General features: G+C 71.1%; 10 protein-coding genes. 3 read left to right on the plus strand and 7 right to left on the minus strand.

Annotation, left to right across the window (positions count from 1 at the left end; genetic code table 11):
- Positions 1–4: 4 nt before the first annotated feature.
- Entirely contained in the window at positions 5–4957 is a 4953-nt protein-coding gene (locus ACFY1J_RS26710) for an NACHT domain-containing protein (protein WP_390732089.1), read from the minus strand.
- A gap of 185 nt (positions 4958–5142) precedes the next feature.
- Positions 5143–5919, minus strand: a complete 777-nt coding sequence (locus ACFY1J_RS26715; RefSeq protein ID WP_390709490.1) for a cytochrome P450 — start codon at positions 5917–5919, stop codon at positions 5143–5145.
- 158 nt (positions 5920–6077) lie between these two features.
- Here ACFY1J_RS26715 and ACFY1J_RS26720 point away from each other — a divergent pair, with 158 nt between their 5' ends.
- Positions 6078–6665 carry an RNA polymerase sigma factor gene (locus ACFY1J_RS26720; protein ID WP_263205124.1) on the plus strand — a complete coding sequence of 196 codons (588 nt, stop codon included), beginning with the start codon at positions 6078–6080 and terminating at the stop codon, positions 6663–6665.
- Positions 6655–7416: a hypothetical protein gene (locus tag ACFY1J_RS26725; RefSeq protein WP_390709491.1), complete on the plus strand. Its 762-nt coding sequence runs from the start codon at positions 6655–6657 to the stop codon at positions 7414–7416. Before ACFY1J_RS26720 ends, ACFY1J_RS26725 begins: the two co-directional genes overlap by 11 nt.
- 64 nt (positions 7417–7480) lie before the next feature.
- Here ACFY1J_RS26725 and ACFY1J_RS26730 read toward each other — a convergent pair whose 3' ends face one another.
- From ACFY1J_RS26730 to ACFY1J_RS26750, 5 genes are all read right to left on the minus strand, one after another.
- Positions 7481–8326, minus strand: a complete 846-nt coding sequence (locus ACFY1J_RS26730; RefSeq protein ID WP_390709492.1) for a serine/threonine-protein kinase — start codon at positions 8324–8326, stop codon at positions 7481–7483.
- Positions 8323–10197, minus strand: a complete 1875-nt coding sequence (locus tag ACFY1J_RS26735; RefSeq protein WP_390732090.1) for an ABC transporter ATP-binding protein — start codon at positions 10195–10197, stop codon at positions 8323–8325. The genes ACFY1J_RS26730 and ACFY1J_RS26735 overlap by 4 nt, the downstream gene beginning before the upstream one ends.
- A gap of 369 nt (positions 10198–10566) precedes the next feature.
- A complete protein-coding gene (locus tag ACFY1J_RS26740; protein ID WP_390709494.1) occupies positions 10567–11028 on the minus strand; it encodes a hypothetical protein in 462 nt (153 codons plus the stop codon).
- A gap of 102 nt (positions 11029–11130) precedes the next feature.
- Entirely contained in the window at positions 11131–11964 is an 834-nt protein-coding gene (locus ACFY1J_RS26745) for a hypothetical protein (protein WP_390709495.1), read from the minus strand.
- An 85-nt stretch (positions 11965–12049) separates the two neighbouring features.
- On the minus strand, positions 12050–12862 hold the full coding sequence (locus ACFY1J_RS26750) for a maleylpyruvate isomerase family mycothiol-dependent enzyme (protein WP_390732091.1): 813 nt from the start codon (positions 12860–12862) through the stop codon (positions 12050–12052).
- A gap of 213 nt (positions 12863–13075) precedes the next feature.
- On the opposite strand from ACFY1J_RS26750, the gene ACFY1J_RS26755 reads away from it, so the two are divergent.
- Positions 13076–14554, plus strand: coding sequence for a glutamate--cysteine ligase (locus ACFY1J_RS26755; RefSeq protein WP_390709497.1), 1479 nt, complete (start codon positions 13076–13078; stop codon positions 14552–14554).
- Positions 14555–14688: the final 134 nt, after the last annotated feature.

Genomic DNA, 14688 nt, shown 5'->3' on the forward strand with positions numbered 1-14688 from the left:
CAGCTCAGGGCGCTCCCGGGCCGGCGCCGAGGGGCGGGAGCCAGCGCCTGCGGCTGCCCTCGGTGCGCAGGAGGGTGCCGACGCGTACCGTCTCCCGGATCATGTCGGGCCAGCGGCTGCTGTCGGCGATCGCCAGCAGATACGCGGCCGGTTCGTCGGTGCGCTTGCGGATGCCGGCCCTGATCAGCAGCCGCAGGAGCTCCTCGGGACCCTCCCAGGACCCCTCGACGAGCTGCTTCCACTGCTCGGCGGTTGCCCGTTCGACGAGGCGGGAGACCGGGCGGTACCAGCGCTGGGTCAGTGACATCACCTTGCCCCTGGGTAGTGCGCGCAGGGTCCCGGCGGCCGCGTTGACCAGCTCGACGGCGTCCTGTGGCGCGGTTTCGGTGAGGCGCTCGACGAACCGCCCCAGCACGGTCACCTCGTCCACCTGGGTGGCCTTCGCCAGATAGCGCAGCGCGCTCGCCCGTGCCCGGGCGACGCGTTGCGGCGTGTCCAGCGCGTGGTGCCGGCACACCAGGCCCATCAGGCATCGGCCGGCCACCGCCGCGACGCCTTCGTGCCGTCGCCTGCCGGGCCCGGTCCGCCCCGCCGTGTCTTCGGCGCGGGTGAAGTCGCGCAGGGTGGCTTCCAGTTGGTGCCACTCCTGCGTGTCCAGGGAGCCGTTCGGGCTGTGGTTGATGACGGTCTCGACCATCAGCAGCGCGGCCCTGAGGTCGTTCGGATGGCCGAGCAGGGCAAGGATTTCACCGATCCGGCCGGCGGTCGGGGGGCCGAGGACACCCCGGGCGATGAGCTTGCCGCGCAGATGGAAGGACTGCTGGGCGACCGCGGAACCGTAGTCACGGGTCCAGGTGACGTCGCACAGCCGCTCCAGCGTGTCCGCGTGCCGGTGCAGCGCGGCGGTCAGCCGACGGTCGACGTCGGCTCCGGGCCGCCGCAGCGCCTCGTTCAGCCAGCCCGGATCCAGCCGGGGGTCGATGGTTCCCCCGGCGAACAACTGGTCCAGCAGTTCCGGGTGTTCGGGGAGCAGTCGTTGCAAGGTGCCCGAGATGTCGGCGTCCGCGTCGGCCACGCCCGTGCCGCGGGAGAGTCCTTTGACGTCCCCCTTCTCGGCCCGGTCGGCCCGCCACAGCCGCAGGGCCTGAAGTGCGTGGGGGTGCCCGGCTGCCGCGGCGGCGATCAGCAGCTTGGCCGCGCCCTGGTCGGACAGCCAGTTCCGGCGCAGTCCGTCCTGCGTGCCCGGCTCGTCACGGCCGCTGTCCGGCCCCTCCGCGCCGCTCGTGGGCCAGGCTTCGGCGACCAGCCGGGCCGTGGTGACCACATCCAGGTCACGGCCCCAGGTGTGCACCGCAAGGCGGTGGGCGAAGTCGACCGGACCGGGGCGGTCGAGGGCACGCAGATTCCGGGCCAGCCAGCTCCGGACCACCGCTGTGGCGACGGGCTCCGCCCCTGCCGTACGGCTCGGCGGTGTGTCGCCGCCGATCGTGTCCACGGCACCCTGCTCGGCGGTGAGCAGGGGCAGCAGCAGAGCGTCGGTGAGCAGCGGCATCGATGCCGGACGTGCGACCTCCTCCACCACGTCGAGCAGATGCCGGACCTCCTCGGGCGGCGCCTGGAGCGCCAGTTCGCCCACGGCCCGCACTTGCGGGTACGACATGGTTTCCTCGGGGCGCCGGGCCGCGGCGGTCAGGACGGCGTCCAGCGAGGGTGGCCGACCGTTGGTCGGCCATCCGCTCGCCATCAACCGTCCCAGGGCCGCCTGGAGTTCGCGGCCGTTCTTGTTGCCCGGGCGGGCACGGCCCCAGCGATGGCGAACGATGGGCCGTACGACGGAATAGGGCCGCTCCGGCCAGTCCTGCCGTCGGGCCGCCAGCCGCAGACAGCGTGCGATCGGCAGCAGGTCCCGGCGCGGATCCGTCATCAGCGCGCGCAGCCGGGGCCACACCCAGTCGGGGCGCTTCGGCGCGAGTCCCTCGAGAGCGGCCAGGAACTTGTAGACCTCCGACTGTTCGAGGGTCAGCAGCCAGGCCCACAGACATTCCCGCGGAGCGCAGCGCGTGCCACGGCAGGTGTCGCGGCCCCCAGCAGCGTACGGACAGGTCCGGTCGATGACCTGGATCACGCTGTCGGGCAGGCTCTCGGCGAGCCAGCTCAGGGCGGTGAGCAGCGGCATCTTCAGCTCGTCGTGCCCGCCGCGCCAGATTCCCAGCAGCTCGTCGACGATCCGCGCACCGTCCTGGTGGCAGGTGGTGGGCAGTGCTTCCAGATAGATCCTGCCCAGTACGGGAGGCAGGGCGGCGACCGCCGGTGTGAAGTGCCGTCGCAGTTCGGCGTCGGGGGCGGGCAGCCGGGCGTAGACGCGCATCTGCATGGCCCGCAGCCCGTGCAGCTCGGGCCGGCCGTCCCGGGTCTCGGCGAGCAGCCCTGTCAGCAGTGCCGTGCACGCTTCGGCGGATCGGCCGAGCGCCCGTCCGGCCTGGACGAGTGCCTGCTCGGCGACGGCGAGCCGGAACTGGTCGTCGGGGTGTTCCTTCAGCCAGTCGAGCAGCAGACTCAGGTGGGACGGGCGGTCCGGCGTCGCGGTGTGGGCGAGCCGGCGTCCGGCCGCGTACTCGAACAGGGTCTGGTGGAAGTACGAGTAGCGCTCCGCGGCCCCGGCGCCCTGCCGTTCGACGACACCGCGCGATACGAGCCCTTGGACGTCGTCGACCAGTTCGGCGACGGCGTCCGCGGTCCGGGACGGCGTACGCAGACCGGCGCCGACCTCCGCGGCCGTCAGGTCCAGCCGGCCCTCCTGGAGCATCAGCTGGGCCAGCGCCTCTCCGGACTCGGAGAGGTCGGACGGGCGCGCCGTACCGGGCAGCGGCGCGTCGCCCGCCCGCTGGTCCCGGCCCAGGCGGTGGGTCCAGTACAGGTCGTACAGCGTCGTGGCGTCGATCTCCTTGAGCGTCGGCTGCTGTGACTCGAAGGTCTCGAACAGCATGCGCAGGGTGAGGGGAGCGCGGCACACCTCACGCATCGGCAGGCCCCGCACCGCGGCGTTGGCGACGGTGCGGCAGACCTCGGCCTCGGAGACCTCGGGCTGTCCCGCGTAGAAGTACCGGGCGTGCGAACGGATGGCCGCGTCCTGCTCGCGCGGGCTGTACGGGCCGAGTTGCTTCCACTCCAGAGCGAAGTCGCTCACGTACGGCCGAAGGGTGCGCGCCTCCCTTTCCCGGCAGGTCATCAGGACCCGTACGGAGTGCTCGGCGGCGATCGTGAGCAGTTCCTGCACCAGGATCCGGCCCGACGTGTCGGAGACCAGCAGGTCGGCGGTGTCGAAGAGGAAGACGGCCGGGCCGGGCAGGACACGGCACGCGGCACGCACCGTCTCCAGGGTGAGTCCGGCGCCGGGCGCCGTGTTCCAGAGGTCGCCGGCCCTCAGGAAGTAGGGCCGCGGGCCTTCGGGGACCGAGGCGAGCTCACGATGGAGCCGCCACAGCAGCGTTGTCTTGCCCGTGCCGGGCGCGCCGGTGACGCACGCCGAGCCTCCCTTGTCCAGCACCCCGAGGAGCGACCATTCGAGGTCTCTGGGGACGGCGAGCGCGGCCAGGTTCAACGGCTGGGCATCGGCGCCCGAACCGCCCTGGTGCCCCGCGGCGACGAAGGCCGTACGGCTGTAGGCCTCGAGCCGGCGCAGTTCCTCGGGCCGTTGGGTGACGAAGCGGTCGGAGCCGCAGCGGCCGCCGGCCCGGGTGGCAGGCGCGCGCCGAGCGTCCTGCGGGTCGGCTCCTGCGCTCGTCGGCGCGGTGACCGGCCGTCCGGTGGGGCGCGGCCGGTCCTCATGCCGCTTCAGCAGTTCCCCGCCGGCGTGCGCGGCGAGCCGGAAGAACCACCACCGGCCGATGTCTCCCACGTCGTCGTAGGTGCTGAAGCGCAGGGCCGTGGCCAGCAGGGAGAGCAGGAACTGGTCGGCCCAGACGTCGTACCAGCCGTCGGTGACGGCGTCGGCGCAGGCCTGCCGCACGGCGTGCACCAGGCGGCTCGTCCCGGGCACGATCCGGTCCAGGTGGCTCGTGCTTGGGCACACCAGGTGGCGCAGCAGGGCGTGGCCGTGCTCGGGCGACTGCGGCTCGCGGACCTGTGGGACCAGGGCGGACAGGAGCAGCGTCGCCACGTCCCGGGACAGGAGGGCGTTCTGCGAGAACGTCGCCGGGTCGATGAGCTCGAACTTCTCGTACTGGGCTCGCCCTTCCCGGTACGGCAGCATGATGTTCTGCAGGTGCAGATCGCCGTGTGCCCGGCCACGTACGACGTCGAACGCCGGGTTGGGGAGCCCGGCGGCACCGGTGGCCATCGCGAGGGGATTGGGCAGGTCGAGGTCGTCGACGCGGATCCAGGGGGTGTTCGCCTCCAGGCCGTCGATCCGCGAGCCGTAGGCGAGGGCCGAGCCGCCGCGGGCGACGAGTTCGCCGAGTTCGTCGCGCAACAGGTCGGCGGCGGCAAGCGTGACGGCCTCGTTGCCGCCCAGGCCGTCGTTCCATTCCGTCAGCAGCCACCGCGTCACATGGGCGCAGGCGTCCGGCAGTTCGTCCGCGTCGAGGCGGCCCATCGTGTCCACGTCGCGCAGGCTCTTGCCCGCCGGGGACTGGAACGTCAGCAGCCGGTCGTCTCCCACCGGCCACGGCGCGAACACCTGCGGGGCCAGGCGTCCGCCCGCGGTCCGCTCGGCCAGGGTGTGGGTCTGCCCCTCGTCCCGTCGGCCGGGCGCGGACACCTTGACCACCACGGCGCCCGGACCGGGGGTGACCAGTACCGCGGCCAGCAGGGCTCCGCTGGCGCTCTTCCCGGACGGCCGCCAACGGGGTGTGAGGGGCCGGACTTTGCCGCCGTGCCCTCCGTATCGGGCCCACGCCTCCAGCGCGCGTGAGGCCGACTCGTCGTCGAAAAGATCCCCGAGGCTCTCGCTCTCCACCGCGCCTTCCCCCGTCCACGCCCGCTTCCGCGCTCAGCCCTGGCCGGAAGGGGGCCTGGGCCGCGCGCCGACGCGAGCCGGTGCTGACGGCACATCAGTCTGTCAGACCTGCACCGCCGAGGCATCGTGAGCGGATACTCAAGTCCGTTGCGGCCGGCCTCTACCAGGGCCCTCCGTGGTCGGAATCAGAATTGGACCGGCAGGTGGCGGGGGCCCCGAAGCATGGCGTTCTGCCGATAGGGCGGCGGGTCCTGGACCAGACGTGCCGTGCTCAGGTGGGGGATCAGCGCGCCGAGCGCCGCCTCGGCCTCGATGCGGGCGAGGGGTGCGCCGTAGCACAGGTGGATGCCGCTGCCGAAGCCGAAGTGTTCGATGTCGGGCCGGGTGGGGTCGAAACGGTCGGGCTCGTGGAACCGCTTGGGGTCGCGGTTGCCCGAGGCCAGGACCAGCACGACGGACGTGCCCGCGGGGATCGTGGTGCCGGCGACGTCGACGTCGGCGAGGGGGATCCTCTCGCGCATCTGGACCGGGGGTTCGTAGCGCAGCAGTTCCTCCACCGCTTGCGGCAGCAGGCCGGGGTCGTGACGGAGCAGGTCCAGCTGCTCGGGATGGCGCATCAGGGTGAGCACCCCGTTGGTGATGAGGTTGACCGTCGTCTCGTGTCCCGCGATGAGCAGCGGTACCGCGGTCTGCGCGAGTTCGTCGCGGGTGTGCCGCAGGGCCGGATCCGGTTCGTCGACGAAGGCGGAGAGCATGTCGTCGGTCGGGTGGCCCCGGCGCCGCTCGGCGAGGTCCAGCAGGTACCCGCCCATTTCGAGCTGTGCCTGGCTGCCCGCCTGGTGGCGCTCGGTGGGGTCCTCACCGGGCAGCGGGTAGGCGAAATCGTCGACGATGTCGAGCTGCCGGCCCGCCTGCACGGACTCCATCAGTTCCTTGGTGATCTGGTCGATCTCACCGCGCATGGCATCGCCCATCAGGCCCCAGTTGCACCAGACGCCCCCTCTGTCACTTCGGGCTACCGGCCCTGACACAGAGAAAACGGAGAGAGAATTGGAATATGGCCTTCCGTTTCCGCAACGGCGCAGCAATCTCCTGGCGGGGGCGAACCGTATATACAGGTATGTCGAGATTTCGGTTCCCCGTGGGCCGCCTCCCGGATGAGGCTCTGCTGTCCGGGCTGGCCACCGGAGATCCGGAGCTCGCCGTCACCTTCGTCCGTAGGTTCCAGCACACGGTCTTCGGTGTGGCCATCGCCGTCACCGGGGATCCGCAGCTCGCCGAGGACATCGCCCAGCAGACGTTCGAGCGCGCCTGGCGCCACGCACAGATATACGACGCACGGCGCGGCTCGGTACGGACCTGGCTCACGGCCATCGCCCACAACCTCGCCATCGACGCCGTCCGCTCGCGGCAGCCGGAGCCGGTGGCGCCCGAGGATCTCGAGTCGATCCTCGGCGTTGTCAGCGACACGCCGGAGCAGCACGCGCTGGCCGACGAGGCGTCCTCACGGCTGCGGGAAGCCGTGGCGGAGCTGCCGCCCGAACAGGGCCGTGCCCTGGTGATGGCGGGCATCTACGGCATGACCGCCCAGCAGATCGCCGACTCGGAGAAGATCCCGCTGGGCACCGCCAAGACACGCATCAGGACGGCGATGGGCAAACTGCGCTCCACGCTCGCGTCTCCGAAACGAGGCGACCATGTCAAGTGATGTGACCTGCGAGAAGCTTCGGGAAGTCGGTCCCGAGCTGGCACTGGGCGTGCTGCCCGGCCGTGAGCGGGCCGGGGCCGTCGCCCATCTGGATGCGTGCGCGGACTGCCGGGAGTACATCGAGCAGCTGACCCTCGTGGGTGACGGACTCATCGGGCTGCTGCCGGGAAGCGAACCGCCGGTCGGGTTCGAGACGCGGGTGGCGCAGTCCCTGACGCAGGTGACGCCGGCGCATGAGGGGCATGAGGGACACACACGGGAGGCCACCGTCCCGCGCAAGAGCCGCCGTGGACGGCCACGGCTGCGCATCGCCTCCGCAACGGCCGCGGCCGTCGTCGCGGTCGGGTTCAGCGGCTGGGCGGTCGGTTCGGCCATCGAGAACGTCGTGGCCGGCCCCTCCACCTCCGCCGTGCCGGTCGCGGACCTGCTGTCCGGCGATCTGACCTCTGTCGGCGCCAACGGGAAGCCGGTCGGCGAGGTCTATGCCCATGCCGATCCCAAGGGCTGGGTCTATATGACTCTGAACCTCCCCCACGCCGGCACCAGCTACAACGGCAAGGTCGTCTGCTTCCTGGAGCGCAAGGACGGCACCACGGTTCCCGTCGGCGCCTTCTCCATTCGCGACGGCAGCGGCTCCTGGGGTGCCCCCGCCCCCGTCGATCCCTCGACGCTCTCCGGCGCCCGGGTGACCACGCTCGACGGCACCATGCTCGCGAGGGCGCCCCTGGGCCAGGCCAATCCGAACGAGTAGGGGGTCGGTGGCCCGGCGGGGCTGCGCGGAGGACAGCCCCCTCTCGGAGCGCCCTGGCATGCCTTCAGGCTCGGGCGGCGCGGGGACCCTCGCCGGGGGGTGTGGCGCCGAGGGCCCCGGCCAGCTCGGGGATCGTGAGCCGGGCCGCCGGGTCCGCCCGCAGACACCCGTCGATCGCCGCGGCGAGAGCGCGGGGCAGACGCCGCCGTGACGCGATGGGCGGCACCTCGCACATCGCCTCGGACTCACCGGCTCCTGCACGCACGAGCGTGACATCACCCGCGGCCACCTCGTAGAGCGTGATGCCGATGCCCCATACGTCGGCCGGTGTCGACAGCTCCCCGACGTGTTCCTGTTCCGGTGCGCGATACCAGCGCGTGCCCAGTCCGGCGGGAGCGCGGCCGGGCGGCCGGGCCACGCTGAGGTCGAACACCTTGGCGTGCCCGCGTTCCACCACGACGTTGGACGGCTTGAGGTCCAGATGCAGCAGGCCCTGGGCGTGCAGATAGTGAATCGCGGAACACAGCTGCACGCCGAGGAGCGCCACGTCCGCGGCGGACGGCCGGCGCCGCAAGCGGTGGACGATGTGTGCCAGCGTCTCCCCGGTCAGCGTCTCCAGGACGACGAGCGGCTCCGGCAGGGTGAAGGTCTCATAGGCCCGGACCAGGTGCGGATGGCTGAAATCCCGCAGCCACCGGCCCTCGCGCAGCAGGCGGTCGTGCAAGCCCGTCTCGCCGCGCCGGTCCGGCCGCAGTGTCTTGAGCACGCAGCGGCAGGCCCGCTCCTCGCTCCAGGAGTCGTACACGTCCAGCCAGCTCGTACGCGTCAGATGGCCCAGGACCTGGTATCCGGGAACCGGACGGGTGCCGGGCGCCATCGGCGGGGCGGGTTCCGCCTCCGCGCCGTTCATGACAGCACCGTCCCGGACGGGGCGGACTCCGGCTGGGCGAGGCGTCCGGCCGCGGGGCTCATCCGGTGCAGCCGGGCATAGGTGCCGTCCCGGGCGAGCAGCTCGTCGTGGGTCCCCGACTCGACGACCCGTCCGCCGTCGAGCACCACGATCCGGGTGGCGTCCCGGACGGTGAGCAGGTCGTGGGAGATGACCACGGTCGTACGCCCGGCCATGAGGCGGCGCAGCGGGCCCATGATCCTCAGGCCGGACCGTGCGTCGAGGGCGGTGGTCGGCTCGTCCAGGAGCAGAACGGGCGCATCCCTGATCATCGCGCGCGCGATCGCCAGCCGCTGGCGCTGCCCGCCCGACAGGGTCCGGCCGCGCTGGCCGACCACGGTGTCATAGCCGTCCGGGAGCAGCTCGATGAACTCATGGGCGTCCGCGGCACGCGCCGCCGAGACGATCTCGGCCTCGCTCGCCCCGGGACGGCCGTAGGCGATGTTGTCCCGCACCGTGCCGTGGAAGACGAACGTCTCCTGCAGGACCACCGCGACGCTCTCCCGTACGTCGGACAGGAGCAGGGTGCGCAGATCCTGCCCGTCGAGACGGACTGCGCCCCGGTCGGGGTCGTAGAACCGCAGCAGCAGTTTGGCGACCGTGGACTTGCCGGCCCCGCTGGCCCCGACCAGCGCCAGCACCTCTCCCGGAGCGACGTGCAGGGACACCTCCGACAGGGCCGGGCGTGCGATCCCGGGGTAGCGGAAGGACACGCCGTCGAGCTCGATGTCGCCGCGCGCCCGGCCGATCCGCCGCGCGTCGGCGGCCTCGACGACCTGGGGCCGCTGGTCCAGCAGCTCGATGATCCGTTCAGCGGAGGCCGACGCGGCGTAGAAGGTGTTGCCCAGCCGGGACAGGCCGCGGATCGGGCTGTACAGCTTCCCGATCAGGGCGAGGAAGACCAGCAGCCCGCCGAGGGTGAGCTGGCCCTGGGCCAGCTTCCAGGTGCCGAGGCCCATGACGGCGAGTCCACCGGCCACCTCGATGACCTCGACGAGCGAACCGTAGACGGCGTGGATCCGCGCCGAGGCCATCGTCGCGTGGAACCTGCCGAGGCTCTCCCGCTCGAAGCGGCGCTCCTCCCAGTCCTGCCGGTTGTAGGCCTGCACCAGGGTCACATTGCCCAGCGACTCCTCGGCGACCGCGCTCAGCGAACCGCTGCGGCGTCTGCGCTCCCGGGACGCCTCCTTGATCAGCCGGGAGAAGTGCCGGGCGGCGCGCCAGAACAGCGGCACGATGAAGAGCGCGAGGAGCGTCAGGTCCCAGCGCAGGTAGAAGAGCAGGCCGACGAAGACACCCAGCCGGACCAAGTAGTACAGGCCGTCCACCACACCCGAGAGCAGGAATGTCTCGACGGCGTCCACATCACCGGTGACACGCGAGAGCAGGTCCCCGAGCCGCCGTCGTTCGAAGAATCCGAGCGACAACCCCTGGACGTGCCGGAAGACGTCGGCGCGCACGGCCAGCAGAAACCGCTCGCCCACCCAGGTGGAGGTCACGTCGTCGGCGAACCTGAGAGCGCCGGAGGCGACGACGAGCCCCAGATAGGTGGGCGCGATCCAGATGAAGGGCCGCAGATCGCGTGGTACGAGCACATCGTCCACCACGATCTTGAACAGCCAGAGTTCGGCGGCGTCGGCGAGGGGCCCTATCAGGCTGAAGAGAACCAGGGGCACCAGCCAGCGCCGACGGCCGCGGGTGTAGGGCCAGAAGCGCCGGAACACCTCACGCGGCGGCAACGGCGGCGCGGCCGCGACAACGGCGTTCGCGGCATCGGCATCACCGCCCACCGCCAGCAGGCGCTGCAGGAAACGCCGGGGGACAGCCACCATGGCACGACTCCGTCGCAGACCGACGGCGGAACGGACCGGCTCCCCCGGTCACCGGCCCGCTCAGCCTGCTTTCACCTGCGGTGATCGGAGTGGTCACCCTTGTGGTCTCCACGACCCTCGTGGTCACGGTTCCTCTCGCCGTGCCCGTGCCCCGATTCCGAGTCCCTTCCGTGGTCACCATGTCCGCTGCTGTCACCGTGGTCGCGGTGACTGGCCGGGAAGAGCTTGCTGAAGATCGCCATGCTGTTCCTCCTGTCGAAAAATCCCTCGTATCACATACGGTGTAGGACGGGAATTGGATGGCAGTAGCGGGACAAAAGACTCAACTTTCTCCCTCGGTAGACCCCATGGACACACCGGGTATCGGTGTCACCAGCGCTTCGATGCGCCGGGCCCCGCCGAGACCGGCTCACGCTCCGCCCTGGAGGGCAGCCTGGGCGCGACACCGTGTGCGGCCCTGTCGCCGTACCAGGCAAGGAAGGCGACGACGAAGAGCCCTTCGACCAGCAGGGACAAGGGGCCGTACGGGGCCTCCCAACCGGGTTCGTAATAGCCGGACGGCAGGCCGACGGTGCGCGACAGCGCAAAGCCGACGATCATGCCGAGGCTGACCAGCGTCCCGGTCAGCCAAGCGATCAGGGGACGTTTCACGACGACCAGCGCCAGCGCCACGGCGAGCATGATCCCGCTGCCCGCGGCGAACAGGACGCCGATGTAGAACATCTCCTCAAGATGATCGGGGACAAGGAGCGTGTGCAGCACCGTGTTGCCAGCGGCGCAGCACACCCCCACTCCCCTCAGAGTGACTTCGGCACCGTTGGTGGAGTACATCGCGACTCCAGGTGTTCAGAGGTTTCCCCCTGTGAACCCATACGGGAAAGAGCCCCAGTTGGATTGCACCTTCCGACACCTGCTACAAACCCCTTCCGCAGGTCAGCCGTCCGTGCCCTGCAGCAGATCGGCATAGGTGCGGGCCTGCTGGGAGGCATTGCGGTGCCAGTCGGCCTGCATGCGGTGTTCCTCCGCCAAGGAGGGCTCGGCCGTGACGAGTTGGTCGTACACGTCGGCGATCTCCTGGTGCACCGCCGCGATGGCAAGCCGGTTGGCGCGCACCGCGTCGGCGTGTCCCCGGTAGGCCGCGATCACCAGCGGGTCCCCGCCGACGGGCGCCGCCGCGGGGCCCTGCGCGTGCAGTGTGCCGTACTCGTCGTTCAACCGCGTTGCCCGCGCGTCCAGTTCGGTACGACGGCTGTGCAGGGCGGAGCCGCGGGTGCGCAGACTGGCCTCGTACGCATGGGAGCCGGGGAAACGGACCGCGTCCAGGCCCGAGGTGACCGCGTGCGGCCGGTCCGGCCGCAGCCTGGCATAGCGGGCGTCCGCCTCCGCCGCCACTTCGAGCGTCCTCAACTCCGGCGGCAGCGCGCTGCGTCCGGTTGCCGCCCACGCGTGGACGTCGCCGTACCACTTCTCATGCGCGGACTGCCGTGTCATGCCCGCGGCTTCGCCGATCTGGTACCACGTGGTGCCCCGCTCCCGCTCGGCGACCACGGCCTCGCGTATCACGTCCTCCACCCTGCGCTGCAGCCGAAGTGCCGTACGCAGTAGGTCCCCCGGCGCGGGATCCGGCTCGACCGGCACGGCATCCAGGACGGCGTCGGCGAGTTGACGAAGTGTCAGTGCGAGGGCGACTCGGGATTCGTCACGGGGTGAGAGCCGGCGGAGCTCGTCCGCATCCGGAGCGGAGGGGGTGCCTGCGATGTCGGCCATTGCGTCAGGCTATCCCTGACACACCCGATCATGACACCCCGACAACGACATCCAGGCCGCGGCAGGCAGCCGAACGGGACGTGGGTCAAAAGGCCGTGTGGGCGAACCAATTGTCGAGCAGCGCGGTATCTCCCGACACCTCGAAGGCATCGTCTTGGTACGTACGCCGCCCGTACAGCAGCAACAGCAGGTCCGCTGCCCGCCCGCGCACCACCGACTGTGCCTCGCAAGGTGCGGCGTCGGTGGCCGGCCGCGGCAGCAGGCGCAAGCCGTCGGGGTCCAGGCGTACGCGCCACTCCTCACCGGTTCCACGTGTGTGGTCCGAGCACTGGAAGGCGATCGTCTCGCCGCTGCCGTGCAGCTTCGTCACGGCCGGGGCGAAGAGACCGGCGTAGGGGAGGTTGACCAGGAACTCGTCGACTCCGTCCGCCGCGAGTACGGGGTCGATGTCGGAGTCCCGGCCCACCGCACGCTCCGCGTCGACCCGGTGCACCAGCGTTTCGAAGAGCATCCGCCGGGCCCAGAACCGTGCGTGCTGGTCCTCGCCCCAGGCCCACATCGGCGCCCGGGGGTCCGTGTCGCGCAGCACCACCGCCACGGCGGGCACGCCGGCCGCCACCCAGTCGGGATACTCCCGCGCGGCTTCCGGCAGCCCCAGCTCCAGCTCACGGGTGCGTGGCGGCTCCTGCACCAGCCGGGTCAGCAGCGTGCTGAACCAGCGCTGGAGCGCGCCCACGTGCCGGGTGAGGTCGGCCAGCGTCCAGTCGGGGCAGGAGGGCACGGCGGTCTCGGGGGCCATGCCTCTGGCGATGTCGGCGAAGTGCAGCGTCTCGCGCTCGATCGCCTCGCGGTAGGTGTCGTACGGCAGAGGATGCCCCGCCCCGGTCGTCGTCTCCATCTGCTGCCGCCATTTCTTCCCCAGCGCGGATACCGTCGCGATCAGTGTGGGTGCTGGAGTGCACTCGAAGGCAAATCCGGGGGCGGGCCCGCAGTGCCCGCACGCGGTTCCCGTGCCGCACCCGTCCCGCACCCGTCCCACGTGGTCAGCGGCGCCCGCTGGTGCGACGCTGGGGGATGAGAGGTGTCCGAGGAGGGGAACCCGGGAGGGCCGATGGGACGCGACGTCCCGGCGATGGTCTTCACCCGCGAGGACCGGCGCCGGTACCGGATCAAGATGCACGACTGCCTCGACGCGTTCGCGCAGATGCTGCGCGAGGAGCGGTTCGAGTCCGAGCGGCCCCAGGTGGGGCTGGAGATCGAACTCAACCTGGTCGACGACCGGGCGGAGCCGGCGATGCGCAACAGCGATGTGCTCCAGGCGATCGCGGACCCCGCCTGGTCCACGGAGCTGGGCCGGTTCAATCTGGAGATCAACGTTCCGCCACGCCGTCTGACGGCGGGCGGTCCCGACGCCTGGGAGTCGGAGATCCGCGACGCGCTGAATCACGCGGAGCAGCGCGCCATGTCGGTCGACGCACATCTGATCATGGTCGGCATCCTTCCCACCCTGCGGGAGGAGGACATCGGCGAGGCCGCGCTGTCGGAGAACCCGCGCTATCGCCTGATCAACGACCAGGTCTTCGCGGCCCGGGGCGAGGATCTGCTCCTCGAAGTGGACGGTGTCGACCGGCTGCGGACCTACGCGGACACGATCAGCCCGGAGGCCGCGTGTACCAGCACCCAGTTCCACCTCCAGGTGTCCCCGGACGAGTTCGCGGACTACTGGAACGCGGCGCAGGCCATCGCCGGAGTCCAGGTCGCGCTGGCGGCCAACGCCCCGTTCCTGTTCGGCAAGGAACTGTGGCACGAAACCCGTATCCCGCTGTTCGAGCAGGCCACCGACACACGCCCGCAGGAGATCAAGGTGCAGGGGGTACGGCCCCGGGTGTGGTTCGGAGAGCGGTGGATCAACAGCGTCTTCGACCTCTTCGAGGAGAACCTGCGCTACTTCCCGGCACTGCTGCCCCTGTGCGACGAGCAGGACCCGGCGCAGACGCTGGACCGCGGTGACATCCCGGAACTGGCCGAACTGACCCTGCACAACGGCACGATCTACCGCTGGAACCGCCCGGTCTACGCCGTCTCCCACGACAAACCGCATGTCAGGGTGGAGAACCGGGTGCTGCCCGCCGGCCCGACCGTCGCCGACACCCTCGCCAACGGCGCCTTCTACTACGGGCTCACCCGCGCCCTGGTGGAGGAGGACCGGCCCGTGTGGTCGCGGATGTCCTTCTCCGCCGCCGAGGACAACCTGCACACGGCGGCGCGCAACGGCATCGAGGCACTGCTGTACTGGCCCGGTATGGGCGAGGTGCCGGTGCCCGAACTCGTCCTGCGACGCCTGCTTCCGCTGGCGCACCGGGGGCTGGAGCACTCCGGCATGGACGCGGCCTGGCGGGAACCGCTCCTCGGTGTCATCGAACAGCGATGTGTCACCGCCCGCAACGGGGCCGTGTGGCAGAAGGAGATGTTCCACCGCATCGACGAGTCCACGCGCGGCGGCCGCCATGAGGCCCTGCGCCGGATGACGCAGCTGTACATCGACTACATGCACCTCAACGCCCCGGCTCACACTTGGCCGGTCGACTGAGCCATGGCCGCTCCACCGATCCTCGGACGGGCTCCGCCCTCACTCGTCCGGGGCACCGGTCGGGGCGTCTGCCCGCGTCGGCATGCGCGGGCGGCGAAGCGTGCGCAGGCTGATACCGACGGGTCCTGTGACAA

The sequence above is a fragment of the Streptomyces sp. NPDC001406 genome, from assembly GCF_042895285.1.
In the GTDB taxonomy this organism is placed as follows: domain Bacteria; phylum Actinomycetota; class Actinomycetes; order Streptomycetales; family Streptomycetaceae; genus Streptomyces.

Excerpts from the sequence above, each read along its gene's own strand:
- ACFY1J_RS26715 (WP_390709490.1), bottom strand. The coding sequence starts at position 5,919 with ATGCGCGGTGAGATCGACCAGATCACCAAGGAACTGATGGAGTCCGTG.
- ACFY1J_RS26720 (WP_263205124.1), top strand. The coding sequence starts at position 6,078 with ATGTCGAGATTTCGGTTCCCCGTGGGCCGCCTCCCGGATGAGGCTCTG.
- ACFY1J_RS26725 (WP_390709491.1), top strand. The coding sequence starts at position 6,655 with ATGTCAAGTGATGTGACCTGCGAGAAGCTTCGGGAAGTCGGTCCCGAG.
- ACFY1J_RS26730 (WP_390709492.1), bottom strand. The coding sequence starts at position 8,326 with ATGAACGGCGCGGAGGCGGAACCCGCCCCGCCGATGGCGCCCGGCACC.
- ACFY1J_RS26735 (WP_390732090.1), bottom strand. The coding sequence starts at position 10,197 with ATGGTGGCTGTCCCCCGGCGTTTCCTGCAGCGCCTGCTGGCGGTGGGC.
- ACFY1J_RS26740 (WP_390709494.1), bottom strand. The coding sequence starts at position 11,028 with ATGTACTCCACCAACGGTGCCGAAGTCACTCTGAGGGGAGTGGGGGTG.
- ACFY1J_RS26745 (WP_390709495.1), bottom strand. The coding sequence starts at position 11,964 with ATGGCCGACATCGCAGGCACCCCCTCCGCTCCGGATGCGGACGAGCTC.
- ACFY1J_RS26750 (WP_390732091.1), bottom strand. The coding sequence starts at position 12,862 with ATGGAGACGACGACCGGGGCGGGGCATCCTCTGCCGTACGACACCTAC.
- ACFY1J_RS26755 (WP_390709497.1), top strand. The coding sequence starts at position 13,076 with ATGGGACGCGACGTCCCGGCGATGGTCTTCACCCGCGAGGACCGGCGC.